Origin of the sequence: Marinifilum sp. D737, assembly GCF_026672275.1 — a bacterium.
GTDB lineage: Bacteria > Bacteroidota > Bacteroidia > Bacteroidales > Marinifilaceae > Marinifilum.
This window is the reverse complement of sequence record NZ_JANQCD010000043.1, coordinates 17175-34790: the sequence shown is the minus strand read 5'-3', so window position 1 is coordinate 34790 and position 17616 is coordinate 17175. Positions and strand designations below refer to the sequence as shown.

14 protein-coding genes are annotated in these 17616 nt (G+C 37.7%); 7 read left to right on the top strand and 7 right to left on the bottom strand.

Annotated features, from left to right (window positions below):
* Positions 1-330: 330 nt before the first annotated feature.
* Complete coding sequence (locus NQ163_RS18290) at positions 331-1371, bottom strand: Fic family protein (protein ID WP_268191780.1); 1041 nt, start codon at positions 1369-1371, stop codon at positions 331-333.
* 257 nt (positions 1372-1628) lie between these two features.
* Positions 1629-2801 carry a hypothetical protein gene (locus tag NQ163_RS18285; RefSeq protein ID WP_268191779.1) on the bottom strand — a complete coding sequence of 391 codons (1173 nt, stop codon included), beginning with the start codon at positions 2799-2801 and terminating at the stop codon, positions 1629-1631.
* A gap of 948 nt (positions 2802-3749) precedes the next feature.
* Between NQ163_RS18285 and NQ163_RS18280 the strand changes: the two genes are divergently transcribed.
* From NQ163_RS18280 to NQ163_RS18265, 4 genes are all read left to right on the top strand, one after another.
* Complete coding sequence (locus NQ163_RS18280) at positions 3750-4244, top strand: hypothetical protein (protein WP_268191778.1); 495 nt, start codon at positions 3750-3752, stop codon at positions 4242-4244.
* A gap of 243 nt (positions 4245-4487) precedes the next feature.
* A complete protein-coding gene (locus NQ163_RS18275) occupies positions 4488-4946 on the top strand; it encodes a hypothetical protein (RefSeq protein WP_268191777.1) in 459 nt (152 codons plus the stop codon).
* 197 nt (positions 4947-5143) lie between these two features.
* Positions 5144-5272, top strand: a complete 129-nt coding sequence (locus NQ163_RS18270) for a hypothetical protein (RefSeq protein ID WP_268191776.1) — start codon at positions 5144-5146, stop codon at positions 5270-5272.
* A gap of 13 nt (positions 5273-5285) precedes the next feature.
* On the top strand, positions 5286-5477 hold the full coding sequence (locus tag NQ163_RS18265) for a hypothetical protein (protein WP_268191775.1): 192 nt from the start codon (positions 5286-5288) through the stop codon (positions 5475-5477).
* Positions 5478-5621: 144 nt separating this feature from the next.
* Here NQ163_RS18265 and NQ163_RS18260 read toward each other — a convergent pair whose 3' ends face one another.
* A complete protein-coding gene (locus NQ163_RS18260; RefSeq protein ID WP_268191774.1) occupies positions 5622-6386 on the bottom strand; it encodes a DUF6261 family protein in 765 nt (254 codons plus the stop codon).
* Between the two features lie 598 nt (positions 6387-6984).
* Here NQ163_RS18260 and NQ163_RS18255 point away from each other — a divergent pair.
* The 3 genes from NQ163_RS18255 (at position 6985) to NQ163_RS18245 (ending at position 9517) form a co-directional block, all read left to right on the top strand.
* The gene (locus NQ163_RS18255) at positions 6985-7749 is read left to right on the top strand and encodes a Mut7-C RNAse domain-containing protein (protein WP_268191773.1); all 765 of its coding nucleotides are present in this window, start codon (positions 6985-6987) and stop codon (positions 7747-7749) included.
* Between the two features lie 83 nt (positions 7750-7832).
* Entirely contained in the window at positions 7833-8957 is a 1125-nt protein-coding gene (locus tag NQ163_RS18250) for a serine hydrolase domain-containing protein (RefSeq protein ID WP_268191772.1), read from the top strand.
* Between the two features lie 206 nt (positions 8958-9163).
* Entirely contained in the window at positions 9164-9517 is a 354-nt protein-coding gene (locus NQ163_RS18245) for a rhodanese-like domain-containing protein (protein WP_268191771.1), read from the top strand.
* Positions 9518-9598: 81 nt separating this feature from the next.
* Here the strand turns inward: NQ163_RS18245 and NQ163_RS18240 are convergent, their stop codons facing one another.
* The 4 genes from NQ163_RS18240 to NQ163_RS18225 all read right to left on the bottom strand — a co-directional run bounded on the left by NQ163_RS18240 (position 9599) and on the right by NQ163_RS18225 (position 17554).
* The gene (locus tag NQ163_RS18240; protein WP_268191770.1) at positions 9599-11293 is read right to left on the bottom strand and encodes a M56 family metallopeptidase; all 1695 of its coding nucleotides are present in this window, start codon (positions 11291-11293) and stop codon (positions 9599-9601) included.
* 23 nt (positions 11294-11316) lie between these two features.
* Complete coding sequence (locus tag NQ163_RS18235; protein ID WP_268191769.1) at positions 11317-11682, bottom strand: BlaI/MecI/CopY family transcriptional regulator; 366 nt, start codon at positions 11680-11682, stop codon at positions 11317-11319.
* Positions 11683-12037: 355 nt separating this feature from the next.
* Complete coding sequence (locus NQ163_RS18230; RefSeq protein WP_268191768.1) at positions 12038-12745, bottom strand: hypothetical protein; 708 nt, start codon at positions 12743-12745, stop codon at positions 12038-12040.
* Positions 12746-12811: 66 nt separating this feature from the next.
* A complete protein-coding gene (locus NQ163_RS18225) occupies positions 12812-17554 on the bottom strand; it encodes an efflux RND transporter permease subunit (RefSeq protein ID WP_268191767.1) in 4743 nt (1580 codons plus the stop codon).
* Positions 17555-17616 lie beyond the last annotated feature (62 nt).

Sequence of the window (17616 nt, the reverse complement as noted above, 5' to 3'; positions counted from 1 at the left end):
CCGCTGTTTCCGCAGGTCTGTTGTTTATAGTTCTGTTGTTAAAATCTCACTTCTGTATCCAGCCGAGCCAAACCGCGGCATGCGCCAGAGACCTCAGGAAAAACGCTTAACTTTTAAAAGTTAAGCGTTTTGTTTTTTATGCCTGACGGATTGTTATTTTTGTTGAGAAGTTTTCATTTTAGCCTAGTTGTGCCTAACGTTCGGTGCAAACACTTCAGCAAGCCCAGCTTGTAATCGAGTATCCGTTAGGATAGTCGATCGGGCGTGAGGCGGTGATTGCAACTTCGTGACCTTGCTGTTGGGTTTGCATTATGTTATGGGGCGTTCTTTTTATTTTATTGAATAGTTGGTTCCCGGACCAGAGCCATGTTTTTCTATGAAATTCAATTGTAATAATTCTGAAAGAATTCGTTTTACTGTTGGACTTGGAATACCTAATCTTTTAGCTATTTCACCTGACCTGCAACCTGGATAAGTTCCAATATATGTTAAAATAGATTTATCCCTAGGAGAAAGACTTCGTTCTACACTTTGTGTTTCCAATTTTTTCATAAGCTGGTCCTGAATATTTTTCATACAACTAAAGAAAAAACGGATCCAAACTGTAATTTCTTCATTTGGCCTATTAGCCTGACAACTTCTGAGCACCCTATAGTATTCAGTCTTCCGACTTTCAATCTCATGCTCGAAACTGACATATTGAATCCAATCATATCCCTGCTTTAAGAGCAAAAGAGTAGATAACAAGCGACTAAGCCTTCCGTTTCCATCTTGAAATGGGTGGATACTAACAAAATCATAGGCAAAAACTGCTGCTTTAACCAATGGATGTGTATTCTTGTCTTCATAATACCATTCTACTAAGGCTCTCATTGCATCCTCTGTTGCAAATCCTGCTGGAGTAGTTTGGAAAACAACATGTTTTGTTCCATCTGGCATAGATGCTTCAACCGTGTTGCTGTGCTGTTTATAGTCACCCCTATGCCAATCATCCTTTGAACTATATTTCATCAGCATGTTGTGCAGATTCTTTATTCCAGCCTCAGAGATCTCTATGTGTTCATTGGATTCTGATATCAAATCCAGAACATCAAAGTATCCAACCACTTCCTGAGAATCACGATCTGTTAATTTTGTAATATCCAAGTCGCCTAACAAAACTTCTACCTCTCTATCCGACATTTTTGACCCTTCGATTCTGGTTGAAGCGCCAACACTTCTAACTGTCGCAATACTCTTCAATTGCTTTAGGCTTTGTCCTTCTCTTTTTTCAATTGTTGCCCATGATGCATCAAATCTGTCAATTTGGCTAATATGGTTTACCAATTGCCAATCCAGAGCTAAACTAAAGGTATGTACTCTATTATCCATACTCAAAGATACAAAACTTCCTGCTTGAATGATACGATATGATTCGTTATTATACGATAACTATCCGATAAGAGTGATACGTTATGATGCGATTAGATGCGTAAACGGTACGATTTTTTTATGCCCCCTAACGTTTTGCGCTATGAATAGTTGCCGGTTACGAAGTGTTTTATTTTCAAGTTTAATCGCAGTTTATGCGAGCTAGAGACCTTTGAATACCTACAACCTCGGCAATTATTTATGAGCGTGTGTTGTGCTTAGTTTGTTTTTATTTCAAAGTTGTGATGAAAATCAATTATGATTTCACCATTTGTCAAATCCAGCCAATCTTCTGTAGCTGTAATAAAATGTCTTATGATGGAAACAAAAGTTTTAATGTTTTTGTCATCAAATTTGAAACGGGTCGTTAAGTTTTGAACTCTTGGTTTATAAATGAAATCTCCAAAATCAACTACAACTCCTTCTTTTTCATTTAAATTCTTCAATAATACAAAACGATTAGGGAGTTTGTCATTTTTTGCAAATTGTGAAGGTGGAGCAACTCTATATTCTTGAGTTTTCGAGTCAAGCTTCTTAAACCATTGAAATTCATTTCTAGGAGAATTTAATGCATCAAATCTACCTGCCCAACTTACCAATTCAATAATAGGGCGCGTCATTTCTCTGTTATGGTGCACAGAAGAGATTAAGCTATCAGCAATTACTCGAAGATTCTTTTCATGTACATTTAAATTCTTGAATATTTGAAATCCAATGAATTCTTGTGATTTTATTGACGTTTCAATTTCTTCATCTGAAAGATTCATTACTAACTGTAATAATTCAGGTGCTGATTTACCGTTATAACCAAACAGTATTTTACCTAAGTGACCTGCAATAGTTAATAATTCTGTATCAATTTTCTCTTTCATGTAGTCGTCGATTTTATCAAATAGACCACCATTCTTATGTAACTGTGCTATTGATTCTGCAAGAATTTTGGATATTGAGTTTCGTACTTCCGACTTATTTTTCCCTTTTAAACTATATTGAATTGGACGCCTTTGCCTTAAATCAAAAGGCAAATCTTCGATGTTTCCATAATCGGTGTTATAAAAACAAAAAACTCTTTCCCAGCCCAATACACGAGCTGCATAACCTAATTCAATAAGTACATTAGGATTTGGACACTTCCTATATTCGCTATCGGGGTTAATAATCGAAATATCAGCTATAAAAACTTTTGAGCGCTCTATTTTTTTAAATATTGAATCTAAGATATTTGGTGTCCCGATCTCAGACTGGGTATCCCTATCAATATTGAATTCTAATTGAAATGGTACAATATGATTAACCTGTTTAATAGCTTTAGTCAAGCATGATTCAATAAACCCTCGGTTAGAATTATTTGGAAGGTCAGATTGCCAAGAATAAAATATTGTTCGTTTCAATTTCTGTTTTTTTTTAAATTAAGCACAACGTATATGTTAGCTTAACTAGTTACGTTTATTTTTCTTATATCTTTTTACTCCATTACGTTTACATGTCTAATTTGTGTATGTAAACGTAATAAAGTTATAAATAGCAGTAATATACAATTGATAAATTAAAAAAAAAGATGAGCTCCTAACTTTGTTTAGAACTCATCTAGATATATTAAAGAAGCAAATTCTGCTCGCGTATATTGTTGTTTGTTACATTATTCGTGTATGCATTGATACAAAAACTTCTTCGGGCGGTATGGGTTTTTATAAGCTCGAATTCTGGTACATGTTTATTTTCCTTAATGCCGCCTTTTGACCTTGTTGTAGATTCTATACCGCGTCTATTTCTGCCATTTCCCAAGCTCTTTAATCTTGTAGTTAGCCATTGTTTTAGGTGGTTTACCACATTTAAGAGGCTATTTATTGAAGTTTTGTCCCTTGACTTGTCCCAATGGTTAGGATGTACTTTAACAGGTAAATAATACACAATCCTTTTGTTGTTGAATCGTGTTGGAACTAGGCTAAGAATATTTTGAGGCCTGAGGGTAAACCTGACGGAATTTCGTTCTTGATATTAAATAATCTTTATCTGTCATTTATTTGAATACTTTCTAAATGTGCCGAAAGTAGTAGAGTTCATGGGAAAAAGGTGTAAATTTCAGCGATTTTAAAAATGAGTGATTTCAGCGAATTTCAGTCTGCCAGAGACTCTGAAAAATTCGAATAAAAACTCATTGGCTCATGCAGATGAGCTTTTTTGTTTTCATACCATCCAGGCTTGTTAATTTCTTACCATTTATCACACGATAGAGATAGCAAGAGCGACATTCTGTAACTATATGAACGCATGGGATCATATAGTTTCTAAATCAATAGAATGATGGATGATTTATCAAACAGGAGATCGTAAACACTATGGATACAATCATTAAGATTTCATGGAGAAGTCATTTGAAACACCTAAAAGGCATATTCTTTTTTTTAGCTTTCTTCACACTATTTGCATTCTATCAGTATTCGAAAGGGATACAGCATAGCATTGATGCTTTGATTGTGGTCTATGCCTTCATGATTGGATATTCTATTTTAGTTCTATATCTGCATTTGGAGTACTATTTCACCAATAAAGGTGTTAGCTTAACTATTGAGAGGGATAAAATCATTTATTCCAAAAAAGGTGTAGATGCGGAAATCAATTTTCAGGACATTAAGAAAATTGAACGATTCATGACACGCAGGCTATTCAATGGCAAACATATGATACTCCCTACAGATTTCTATCACTATACTAAAATCACATTAAGGAATGATGAAAGTTATGTAATCACAAGTTTGCTATTTCCTGATGCCAAGCAGAAGTGGCCTGGAAATGTGGAGCCTAAATTAAAAATTATAACTTTTGTCGACTAAGCTGTTTTGTTTTTGTAGCATCCATGCTTGTGAATTTCTTAGCATTTATCACAGGAATAGATCGGATAAAATAGTTGTAAATGATAAACGAAGAAAGCCTAATGTGTAGTAAAACAAAACTATAATAGATTTTTTTTGTAAAAAAACAAATATTTAATTATGTTGCATAGCATGCTGAGTTGTGGGTTACCTTTTGGATATTTAAAGAATAAATGTTTGAATATTAACCTAAAAAAAATAGTTATGAGAAAAAATGTATTGCTCGGATGTTTATTAGGTATATTGATATCCGGTTTTTTATGGCAATCTTGTTCAAAAGATTCAAATGTTGATGAAATTCAATCAAAGGTAGACTATGAAAAAATTGGGCAAGAACACAACAAGGGATTAGATCATGTGTTTCAATATTTAAAAGATAATAAAGTCTCTGAAAAGTTAAAGAGTTCCGTGGATTTAACCTCTCTAGTTCATAATGGGACTATTGATTTTCTTGAAACATCAGAGTTTACTAGAAATGAAAACATAACTCAAATCACTAAAACTTTTCCTTCTTTAACTTTTTCTAAAATTAAAAGTGCGGGTAGCGATGATATTGTTTCAGCAGTTGAAAGCGAAGTTAATTTGACTGAAAATCAAGTTATATATTTAAGTAAATTAGATCTAATCTTAATGAAGGACTTGATCAAACAATTTCAAGAATAAAGGAATTAGAAAATGAAATAACATCCAAATGTAACTCCGAAGATGCAGAACTTTTATTATCAGCTACCTCTATTGGTCGTTACTCTATTCAATATTGGCATGAAAATTATCACAAATGGGTAAATGAATTAAACTCTCAAACATCTTCTAAATCAAGTGTCAAATCTTGGGATTGGTTTTGTGATACAGTAGAAGCTATGGGTAAGTCGGATCTGGTAGGTGGTATTATAGGATCTGTAGGAGGTCCTCCAGGAATGGTTGGTACTGCATGCTATTCATCTGCTGCAAGAGGAATAGTTGCATTAATTGATCATGTTGCATCTTGATAAAATTACTTATATGAAACCAAAAGTATTTCAGTTTTTATTTTATTCTATAATATTTAGTGTAGGAATATTTGTTGGAGAATGGTTGCTTGATTTATTCACTAATGCTGATAGGTATCCTATAGTTAAAGAAATTAAAGATGCTATTTTTATAGGTGTTTTTGTGTCTTTGCTTCTAGTCTTTGTAAATAAATTTAGAGAATAAATATTATAATAGTGAGGTCGTAACAGTATATTAGTTTGTTACGACCTCACTATAGAACGAGTTTTCTCGTGTATTAAAAATAATCGAAAAATATCTACAATAAAAAAGAGCCCCGAAGGGCTCTACTACTATAACAATGCGCAACTACTCAGAAGCCTCTCCGGCTTGTGTCTCTTGATTTTCCGTTTCCGGACTTGTTTCTTTTTCCGAATTGGTTCGGCTCTTAATTAGCTTGTTGTATTCGTCCACCAATTCGTTTATTAGCTTCACTACTTTATCGTATTCGCCTTCTGTGCTCAGAGTTGCGTAGGCCTGCAAATAATTTGTCAGGCTACGGTAACTTGCTGCTATACCTGCTCGCAGCTCCATTGCTGTGGTTTCAGGATTGTCAGCATTTTCTTCTATTCGTGCCAGGTAGCGTTGGTTAAACTTGGTATTAATGCTTTTTAGCTCTGTTTTCCAGTCGATCAGTTTCAAAGCTGTAACTGCATCAGCATACTTTTGTTCGCTTTCCAGTTTTTCAATTAAGCTGTTAATGGTAGAGGTTTCGGCTTGGTAGTTTAGTCGGCTAATTGCTGCACCATAATGCTCAAAAAATTTGCTCAACAGGTTGGCTGCCAAACGTATTGAATCGTTGTAATGAAAGGTGTAAGATTTCACCTGTAATTCGATTCCACGCAGTGCGCTATCGCGCTTTTCATCCAATTCTTGCAATTCGGCCGTAATTTCTGAGCCCAATTCAGGTTTGTAATAGCTGGCTAAAATAGCCACCAGTGCATTTAAATCGTCGTACTGCGATTTTACCTTCAGTGCCTCTGGATCGTTGGCACCTAAAATTTTTAAAATGTCTTGATAAAATTGAATAAATTCATTTAATCGAAGACTTGGATAGTTGATAAATGAAAACATAAACAATTGTGATTGGTTAATAATACATGTTGAATTTACGAATCTAATGTGAAGTAATAAAGGGATATGTGTGTTTTTACTGTTAAGAAAAGGTTAAGTTTTTATTATTCCGTATGTTCTCTGTGTTTTGGCTTGTTGTAAACCCTCCTGCAAGCTGCAGGGAGCATTACACACCCTTGTAAATCTTCCTGCAATCTGCAGGGAGCATTACACACCCTTGTAAATCTTCCTGCAATCTGCAGGGAGCATTACAATACCCTTGTAAATCTTCCTGCAATCTGCAGGGAGCATTACAATACCCTTGTAAATCTTCCTGCAATCTGCAGGAAGCATTACAATACCCTTGCAGAGCGTGCTGCATGTTGCAGGAGAGTTAAAAACGATTTGTTTGGTTTGCAATGACATACCGGCTTAAAAGATAAAGGGGATGTGTTGTGGAATGATACTAAAAGCCCTAACTTGCATAGGGTAATTATCCTGCCAAAGAAATTATTTTTTGTTACATGCTTCGCACCATAAGATTTGATTGAATGTAAGCTTGTAAGCAAGCATTATCCACAAGCCAATATGTAGACAATACCTGGTTTAATTTACTTGTATGTCAAAAATCAATTCCATTAAAAAACGATTTGTATTTCGCTTTTATGCTGAGCTAAATGATTTTTTACCAGAACAGCGAAGACAAAGGGAGTTTGAGGAGTGGTTTAAAACTCCTATCAATGTTGGTGATACATTGGTATCTTTTGGAATTCCCTTTTCGGAGGTCGACTTAATTCTTGTAAACGGAGAATCGGCCAATGTAAAACATAGCCTAAAAGAGAAGGATAGAGTTAGCGTTTATCCGCAGTTCGAAAGTATGGACATAAGGGGACAGACTCAATTGAGAAAAATTCCTTTGCGCGAAACAAAGTTTATTCTCGATTGCCATTTGGGAAAACTCACGAGGTATTTACGAATGCTGGGCTTCGACTGTTTTTACAAGAACCAGATGGATGATGAGGCAATTATAGATAAATCATTACATGAGGGACGAATCATTTTAACACGCGATAAACTCCTGCTAAAATCAGAAAGAATTACCCATGCCTATTACCTAAGATCTATCGAAAAACACGAACAGCTTCGAGAGGTGGTTCAAAAGTTCGATTTGTATCAGCAATTTAAATCATTTAGTCGTTGCATAAGCTGTAATGCCAAGCTGCAAGTGGTTGATAAAAAATGGGTGAAAACAAGAGTAGACGAAGATACTTACAGGATTTTTGATCGCTTTTTTTATTGTACAGTCTGTGATAAGGTGTTTTGGAAAGGATCGCACTTTAAGAGAATGGAGAATTACATAAGGGATTTATTGAAAGAGAGATAAATGATATGAATAATAATGTTATGTCTGGATAAATTCAAAAAAACAAGCTATATTACAGTCACTTAACCCAAGCCAGCCACGCTATGAAAAACAAGTACACCTCTCTTCCCCTATTTTTTATTCTGGTATTCTCTTTTTGCACCGACGGATTTTCGCAGTGTACCTATCAGCATAAGCTCGATAGCATTGTGCAGTTGTTGGATATGCCTGGAGCAAAATTCTCCATCATTTTTCAGGATGGACGACAGGAAAACTATGCAACAGGTTATTCCGATTCTATCCGTAAGGAAAGAATGAATCTGCAACACGTAATGTTTTCGGGAAGCATTGGGAAAACCTATGCTGCAGCAGTGTTGTACCAATTGGTTGAAGAGGGTAAAGTTGATTTGAACGAGAAGTTTTTTAACTACTGCAAAGGGGAGTGTTGGTTGTCGAAATTGCCAAACATTGGGGAGATTACCGTTGAGATGCTTTTGCAGCACACCAGTGGTTTGCCGCGTTATATAGAGAATGAGCAGTTGTGGATCGAACTGGAAAATAATCCCGATAAGGTATGGACTTACAAGGACCGACTGCAGTTTGCATTTGATATGCAAGCGGTGCACAAGGCAGGCGAGGGCTGGGCTTATTCCGATACCAACTATTTGCTGATTGGGATGCTGATTGAAAAAGTTACGGGCATGAATTATTACGAGGTGGTTAATGCCAGGATTTTAGCCCCACTGCATTTTAAAGAAACCTATGGGGCAACCCGTCGCGATATCCCAAGATTGCCAGTTGGCTATTCGGGTTTGGATGCCTTTTTTCATATGCCAAAACAGATGGTGGTTGATGGAATGTATGCTTTTAATCCGCAAATGGAATGGACTGGCGGAGGGTATGCTTCCACCACATCCGACCTGGCAAAATGGGCCAGGTTTTACTACGAGGCTCTGCCATTTTCCAATGAAATGCTGCAGAAAATTATTACCCCTAATCCCAATGGGATTTTAAGCGAGCACGACGCCTATGGTATGGGCAGCTTTATTTTTAAGAGCGCGCATGGCAAAGCATATGGTCATACGGGTTTCGTTCCCGGATTTCGTTCCATATTCCTGTATTATCCGGATCAAAAAATTGCCGTGGCATTTCAAACCAATTGCGATAGCTACAAAGGCAAAATGACCCTATTGCATTGTGTAGATGAAATTTTGAAGGCTGAGTTTTAATGGATCATTGATTCCTGCTCATTGTTCATTGCTAACTGCTAATTGTTCGCTGTTCATAATTGATCTGTATAAGCCAAAGAAGCGGTATCTATTCCTGCCTGATGAGGCTTGAATCGTGATTTTTTTTTAATTTGGTACTTGTTCGGAAGGGCTGTAAACAGAGCCTTTCAAGAGTTTTGTTCCCCTATTTTATTAAACTATTGAATATGAATATTTTTACAAGCAATGATAATGCACCCAAAACAAGTTTTACCGCTTTAGAGTTGATGGAGGAGTTGGAAAAGGGTTCGGATATTTTACTGATTGACATTCGTGAGCCGCATGAATTGGCAAAAGAAGGGATCGAGAACTCCATTCATATTCCGATGGGAGAGATTCAAAATAAGATTCCTACCCTGCCTAAGGATAAGGATATCATTATTTTTTGCCATTTGGGATTTAGAAGCAAGCAGGTGCGAAATTACTTGCGTAAAATTGGTTTCCACAAAGCTGCGCATCTAAAAGGTGGATTGTACAGCTGGAACCGTCAACTTAAGAAAATGAAGGCGAATGCTTATTAATCGAACTCAGGTTATTAATGTATAAAGGGAAAGCTCAATAATCTGAATTATTGAGCTTTATTTATGAACATTATTTAATAACTACCTGGCGGGAGTTTCCACTACACTCATTACGCCGGAATAGTTAATTCTTTTGATGCCCGCATTTCGGACTTGTCTTTTGATTTCTTCAATGGTGTCCTTATTGATTGCTGGATCGAGAACTCTGATTTCGGCAAGCGATCGGTTTTTGTTTTGTACCAAAGCTTTTGTTCTCTCTTCGATAAGGCTTAACGCACATTTTTTCTGATCGATAAAGATTCCTTCCTTTGTAATTCTGATGTCAACTGCATTGGCAGAAGTTTTAACGGCTGTGAAAGGCGCGATGCGGATCGGAACTCTTTCATCAATTTCCAATTGCTGTGTATCCGACAACTGAAAGTAATCCTTTCCAAACAGCTCTTGTGCTTTTTCCGATCGCACTTCCAGGTAAGCTTTCCCAAAGGCTTGCATGCTTTTGGCAATGGCTTCTTTTGGAGTAGCCCTGTCAACTTGGTAGCTAATGGCAAGCTGGTTTACCTTTGCCGATTTGCCATTGCTCAATTTGCTTACAGCCATTTCAGGATGGGCATTGTTCCAATGGTTTTTACCACTGATAAATGATTTTGCAATGGCTTTTAGATTTTTTTTGGCTACCAATTGCCCGTTTATAAGAATATCACCGCGTTTGTTTTGCAATACCTGTAAAACATTTCTTTGTTTAATGGGTCTTAACTTCCAACTTAAATCGGGTTTGTGGGCAGGCTGTTTGCCAAAGAAAACACCAGCATTTAAATTTTCGATATTGTCATATCGCCATTCCTTAAGCCACGATTCACTATCCTTGGCCTGAACTATGAGAGCAGGCAGAGTATTTACCTTTTCACTTACTTTCGGATTGGCAAATGCCTGTAAAAGCAGGAATCCTGCAGGTAAAAAGAGTAGGGTTTTTGCAACGCTCCATCGTAATAATTGTTTCTTTTTCATCATCTTAATTCGTTTTGAGATTGAACCTTGTTTGAAATGATTTGCTGAAGCAAAACGTCTTTTGCCTACAGCTTTTTCCAAAATCAACAGTTGATATTGTGTTGCATCGATGCCAGATTTGAGTACGGCCTGATCGGCCTGAAATTCGTGAACCAGTTTTAATTCCTTTTTCAATAAGCATGCAAATGGATTGAACCATTGCAGAAAACAAACCAGTTCCATTAAGATTACATCGTATGAATGATGCAGCCTTAGGTGTGCTTCTTCGTGCAGAAGAATTGGAGTTTTATTGTTCTGGTAATCTTGTTTTGAGAGTACAATGTATTTCCAAAACGAGAATGCCTGTATGTTATCTTGTACAATCGCCAGTAGTAAATTTTTATAGGATTGTATGTTGGCTTGTTTTAGCCATTTAAAAATGTTTATATAGGATAGCAGGAAACGCAGGAACAGCAGAATCAGAACCAATTGGTAAATCAGCACATACCAATTTATTTGATGTGTATGGCTTATTTTGCCTGTCGTTTCGAGAGGTGTGCTGTCGCTTATGCCAGTTTCCACCAATGGCAATTCAATAAGTTCCCGAACTTTTACCATTGGGGTAGAATTTATCTCGCTAGCGGGAATCATATTGGCCAGCAGCGGTATTGTAAAAGCAGCACCTACCGATAGCAGAAGTATCAACCTTTTGTAGGCATGTCTTCCATCTCTGCTCAACAACAATTTGAACAGAAGGTAGAAAAATGCCAGGCCAATACCTGTTTTTATCATGTATGTAATAAAACTAAACAGCATTATTTGTCTTTATTGTCTTCAATGTCCTGAATTAATCTTTTCAGCTCGTCGATGGATAGTTTCTCTTCTTCAACAAACATGGATACTACTCTTTTGTAAGAGTTGTCGAAGTATTTTTTAACTACATTCCCCATGGTTTTTTTGTGATATTCTTCTTCGGTAATGGCAGCATAGTAGCGATGCGTTTTTCCAAAGGTCTCATGAGCGATGAATGATTTTTCTTCCAAAGCTCTTACCATGGTCGATAGGGTATTGTAGTGTAATTTCTGATCGGGAAAGATTTTCTGAAGTTCTTTTACAAACATCGGACCTTCGGCCCAAAATAATTTCATAATTTCCTCTTCTTTCTGTGTTAACTTCTTCATTTTGCAAAATATTTTAATCAAATATAACTATAAAATCTAGTTTAACAACTAAAAGTACAGTTTAAAAACTAGAAGATGTAGTTGATAAACAATAAAAGTGAACTAAAAGTGCCGAAAATACTGGGAAAAAGGAGGTTTGTAATTTTTATAAATTTCTGTGGAAATGTTTCTGAACTCAGGTTTCAAGATTGTCGCAAAAACTATTCTGGAATAAATAGCAGAGTTGAGCGCGACAATGAATTGGAAGAATTTTTAACCCGGGGTGAGATTTTTTTCACTCATTTACCCCGGGCATTTAATGCTTTAAATTTGCAGCTATGAACCGATAACTGCTTACTGCTAACTGTTCATTGTTTTATACGAACTTTTCTCTGCGTTGCAGGTTGATTAAGCTCCACAGAATGGTAATTAGTGAACCTATAATTAGCATCATGCGATTTTGATACAGTACATTTTGCCAGATGGTGTAACTCATATCGCCCGGAACGTTAAAAGGATTTAGAAAGATGTTCCACTTGCTGTATTGTAAAGGTTCGGCCAGTATCAGAAATACCAATCCTAAAACCACCATGACTACAGCTGCTCCACTTGCATTTTTAATTAAAGTGGTGAGCAAAAATGCCAAACTTGCCAAAAACAGGAGACAATACATCAGCTCGTAAACCATATGGAATACATCAATCTTGATTACCAGAAAGACCGTTAACCACGACATTAAAAACATTAGTGATACCAGTAAGAGAACGCTTAATGCAAAACGTACCAGGTAAACTTTGTATCGGTAATTGGGAATTCCGAATAGAATTTCGAGCATTCGGGTATCCTTATCGCTTTGGATGATATAGATCACCGGATAAAAGAGGATCAATATTCCCGGGAAAATTAAGCTTGTGTAAATATCCGACTCATCGGGACTAGAATCTGTAAATAGCATGATGCCCATAACCATAAAGAAGAAGGCGAAGGCTGCTATCAGAAAATAGATGAATTTATTCGCAAATATGATTTTCACATTGTAGAGAACAAAGTCTGTTATGAGTTTTATTTGTTCTATTGCTTTCATGTTTTTTGTTTTTAACCACAAAGGGTTCTCAAAGTATTATCCTTCGTTTTTACTTCGTGGTTCAGTCTACACATTCATCATGGTTATTTTTTGCTCGCTGCTGTCATTCAACAAGCACAAATATGCATCTTCGAGATTTGCTTTGGTATTCACTGCTCCGTATCCCGGATCTTCATCCGATAGGCATCTTACTCGAATATGATCCTTATCGCGCATGTGATGAATAATCACGTGTTCTTTCTTAAACTGTTCAAATTCTTCAGGCGAAATCTTCAACATCCAAACTTTTTCGTTGGCAATTCCTGCCATATGAACAGGTTCACCAAGATATTTCAGTTCTCCTTTTTTCATTACCGCCACCCGGTTACACGAGCTTGCTACATCCTCGATAATATGAGTAGAGAAGATCACAATTCGTTTCTTACTCAGCTCAACCAAAAGGTTTCTGAAACGGATTCGTTCGCGAGGATCAAGACCTGCTGTCGGCTCATCTACCACAAGAATTCTTGGCAGGTGAAGCAAGATTTGAGCAATTCCAATTCTCTGTTTCATACCACCCGAGAAGGATCCAATTTTCTCATCTTTGTTCTTGAGCATGTGCACTGCATCCAGCACGTATCGAACACGCTCTGTGCGTACTTCGGTATTGTGAATCTTTTTCAGGATGGCCATGTAGTTCAGAAAATCCCAGGCGGTCATGTTTTCGTACATGCCAAATTCCTGAGGAAGGTAACCGATCAAGCCTTGCAGTTCTTCTCTTTTTTCACGTACGTCAATGCCATTAATGGTGATTTGTCCGTAACTCTGTTCCAGTATTCCACAAACAATACGCATTAGGGTTGATTTACCGGCACCGTTAGGTCCCAGCAATCCAAACATACCGTTGCCAATGTCGAAAGAAACGCTCTTTACCGCTTTAAAAGGAACCTTCTGTTTCCCGATGATTGGGATAATCAATACGAATCGGTAGAAGAATTTGCGTATTCCTTTAAACCTTCCTGTTAATCGGTTGATATTGATTTTTTCGCGATAAATTTTGTCTGATGTTTTCTTAATCAGCAAGGCAAAATACCACAGTACCGCAACCGGAATGGTCAAGCCGATTAATTCGTATTTGCTGTTGAAATAAGCCAATACAGCCAATGGGAAAATCCAGTAAATGAACTTATGGAACAGGTTGATTACGATTCTGCCCAATTTGCTTTTGCCCTTTTCCATTAGGTGTTTTTTGTATTCCATAATTGGCGCCATGAAATACAAAAGCATAATTTGGAAGTTGATGGATAAGAAAACCAACCAAAATTTACTTTGCAAATGGAAATAGATGAAAAAGATCATGAAGGCGATTAGTGGCAATTGCCATATCAGAGTTAAGAAATCGCGCAAGCGGGTGTAAGAGTGTTTTAATCCCAAACGTTCTCTTATTCTTAATCCTGATTTCCATTCGCGCATAAACCTGCCATCCCAATCGTATATTTTTACAAGATTTCGGATCTGGATTTGCAATTCGTCATCGGCAGCAATGAGCTCTTCGTTGGCTTTGCGCAAACTTGCCTGAATAAAATAAATACAGGCAGGTACCGATAACAGAAGTACCAATAGATCGATGATTTGCCAGATTTTACTGTCTACCTCGGTGTATATGAAATAGGCTCCGGCTATCCAAATGCCAAATTGTATTACTTTAACCCAAACTTGCTGATTGCGCATCCAGTTTAAGCTGGTTTGTAATCCGGTATAAAGTGTTGGAATGAATACCAAAGTTAAGATGGTACTTAAGCTTAATCCTCCTATTACCGTAATGGCAAACGGAACACCAATTTGCGTTACATATTCAGCTCGTCCCAGTGCCAATGGCATTAAGGCAATAATGGTGGTAATGGCTGTAATTAAAATCGGACGTATACGCGCCAAACCTGCCATCATTAAGGCTCTGGATTGTCGGTAACCTCTTTTTTGAAGCACATTGGAATAATCGATCATGATGATTCCGTTGTTTACCACAATTCCCAGCAAAATAATAAGACCTGTAAACACATTGGCATTCATCAATGAGGTTCCGGTAAGTATCAGGGCAAGCAATGAACCAATGGCAGCCATTGGTATCGAGAACATCATTACAATTGGCATATTAAACGATTCGAAAACCGATGCCAGAATCATGAAAATAAGAATAAATGCCATAAGGAAAAGGAAGCCAAATTCGCCCAAGCTGTTTTCCTCGTGAACAATTTCAACGGCCAGTCCCGAAGGCAAGGTCATTCCTCCAATGATTTCGTCGATTTCTACTCGTGCAGCGGTAAGAAGGTCCTTGTCATCGTTTACTTCATCGATAAATTGATAAGAAACCACCAGCTGTTTTTCCTGGTTGGTTCGCTTAATGGTAGACAAGCCATCGGTAAAATTGAATTTACTGATATTTTCCAATTCGAATTCTGCCCCTTGAGTTCCTCGAACAGTTAGCTTGCGCAGATCTTGTGCATTTCGCGTGATTTCAGGATTCTCACCAAGGGTTTTAATAACGATATCGTACTCTTCGTTTCCTTCCTTAAACATAACATTACTCGAAAACTCTTTTGGGAAAGAGTTCAGCTCCGATAAAACCGCACTCACAGGAATATCATACAAAGCCATTACCTGCTTGTCCAATTCCAAAACCAATTCAGGTCGTTTGGAAGGAATGCGTACATTCACATTCTTAATGGAGGTAAGCTGGTTAAGGTAATAGTCCAAATCTTCCGAAAGGTTAAGCATCTTATCGAAATTCTGACCTTTAATAATCAGCTTTTCTTTTTGACTTCCGATACCCAGCATTTCCATGAATGGATCGTCGCCACCGAAGCCATCGCCTCCGCCGCCACCAAACCTTCTTCCTCGTGCCGGAGGTTCCCAGCTAAAAGAGGAGCGAGGCAAGCCGTCAAGGCGTTCCATGATGTTTTTCTTGATGCCAGGAATGCTTAAATTTTGCTTTTCGCGATAATCATCTACCAAGCTAATGGTAAGCATGGCTTCCTCTTCGTAAATCTGGCTGGTGATATCTTTCTTCTCCTCGAGTGAGGCCAACTTTTCTTCTATCTGCTGAACAAACAGATCGGTATTTTCAAGTGTGGTACCTCCCGGAAGGTTTACATATAGGTTTAGGTCTTTGTTTTCGGTTTCTTCAGCAGAAATAAAGCTTAATCCCAAACTGATCAGTAAAGTGATGAAGAATAAACCTAAAGCGCCCACAACGGTTCTTCCCGGGTGACGCATGCAAGATTTTAGCAATACCAGGTACACCTGTACCAATCGGTTGTGATAGGAGATATTCTCAAAGTTTATCTCCTGAAATTTTCCTTTACGTCTTAAAAAGCTGTGCGTAATCATAGGAATCAACAGCAAAGCCACCACCAAGGATACCAATAGGGTAGAAATGATGGAAACACCAATGTGCTTGCCCATTAATCCGATTAGGAAATTGGATGAAAATACGAATGGCAGGAATACCGTTATGGTGGTTAGGGTTGCTGCGAAGATTGAGCGCCAAACCTCCTTGGTTCCCTGAATTACTGCCGTATTTGCATCTTTCTTTTGTGCAGCCAGTCGGTATATGTTCTCGAGGACGACAATACTATTATCGAGGAGCATACCTATGGCCAGGGCCATTCCCAACAGCGTTAGTGTATTGATACTGATTCCGTAGGCATAAAAGAAGTTGAAAGCAGTGTAAACCGAGATTGGAATTGCCAAAGCAATTGCAGTTACCAATCGCAAGTTTTTTAAGAAAATCCATAGGATAAATATTGCCAACACACCTCCTACCAGGGCCAGTTCGATGATTAAATCGATATTGGTTTTCATGGTTTCAGCCATATTTAGCTGAACAACCATTTCTATATCTTTGGTCTTTAGTTCTTTGTTTAGATCATCAATTTTGGCAAGGGTGACCTCCGATAAATCAATGATGTTTGACTGAGCATCGCGGGTCAATTGCAGGGTTACCGCTTCCTTACCATTTACACGACTGTAGGAAGTTTGAGTTTTTACCCCGTAATGAATGTAAGCGATATCCTTTAAACGGATATCTCCCTTTTCCTGTACAACCAACTCATGTAGCTCGTTGATATCAGAGAACTGGGAAACCACATTTACAAAATTCAGTTGATCTTTATCGATTACCTTTCCTGCAAAACGTCGAATGTTGCCATTGTTATTCAGTGCCGTTCGAACATCGGAAGGACTAATTCCATAGCTCTTACACACATCATCGCGAAGCAATATTTCTACTGATTTTTCACGACCACCAAATATTGCTGCATTGGCAATGCCATCAATGTTTTGGATTTTATCGAGGATTTCATTTTCGGTGATTTGTCGCACACGGTCCACTCCACCACTTCCGCGAACCTGAATGTTCATGAACATGTTGTTGAGTTGTTCCATGTCAAATTTTAAAACCTGAACCTGAAATTCCTGGGGAAGATCTTTTTTGACTTCCTCCACCTTTTCGGCAAGTTTTAAATAGGCGTACTTGATATTTGTGCCCTGTTCAAAAGAAATTTCGATGCTTCCGCGTTGCTGTCCTGCAGTTGATTCTATTTTCTCAACTCCCTCAAGGCTTCCGGCAACTCCTTCTAAAGGTATAATTGCCTGATTTTCCATATATCGTGGATCCACCTCGATACCGGTACCAACCTGAACAAAGAGCATAGGAAGGTTTGCATTGGGAATCAATTCGACAGGTAGCTGCTTGTAGGAGAAATATCCCAGCATACTTAATCCTGCGAAGAGCATGGCAATTAAAACCTTTCTTTTTATAATGAAGTTCATATATTTCAAATTTTAGCTTCCAATTCCCCTCCTGAGAGGGGACAAAGGGGAGTGTTTTGAGA